We start from the raw sequence: 667 nt of genomic DNA, 5'->3' as shown, positions 1-667 counted from the left end.
AAGCTTATTCGCAGCTCCCCACGGCTTATCGCAGCGTATCACGTCCTTCATCGCCTGTGCATGCCAAGGCATCCACCAAATGCCCTTTTGACACTTGATCGTTCTCATTGCCAATGCTCATCCTTAGTTGGGTTTGGCTAAGCTTGTCCCGCTCTCGCGGGGCAGCCAAACCTGGCTATCCGGGCACAACTGAATGTGCCTCAAGCCGCCCAACGACCCGGTTACCTTTTACAACCGAGCCAATCAGATGCCATCGACGTGTTCGATACGGTCGCTTTATTGGAACCACGCCGAGCGGTTCACTTGCGCCATATCTTAAGACCAGCTTCTCGAGATCTGTCCGGTGATGCGCGGTCAGGCAACACCAATCCAGCATGAACACCAGAAGGGCACTCTTGCGAGCACCCAAACAATGATCATGCCTCAAGGACAAGGCTTCCTTCCTACCTCCAGACCCTCCACCACATCCGGTCGGCTAGACCATCCATGGGTTCATCGGATCTGGGCTCGGACGTCTCCAACAACCTTTCGGCCGTCTTCAACACCTGGAAGCTTCCAGACATATCTTCTCTTCACAATGTAATCAGAACAGGCATCAGGCCCTAAAGCCGATGCAAACTTATTTTCTCCAAGGATATCTTCCGTCAGTTCAACACCAATCGAATTG

At 52.8% G+C, this 667-nt stretch carries 1 rRNA gene; it reads right to left on the bottom strand.

The window, feature by feature from the left end:
* Window positions 1-100: ribosomal RNA gene (locus IB277_RS37625) — 23S ribosomal RNA — on the bottom strand; the annotation flags it as partial.
* Window positions 101-667: the final 567 nt, after the last annotated feature.

The organism is Ensifer sp. ENS07 (assembly GCF_014852185.1).
Taxonomy (GTDB): Bacteria; Pseudomonadota; Alphaproteobacteria; order Rhizobiales; family Rhizobiaceae; genus Ensifer; species Ensifer adhaerens.
This window is presented reverse-complemented; position numbering and strand designations above follow the sequence as displayed.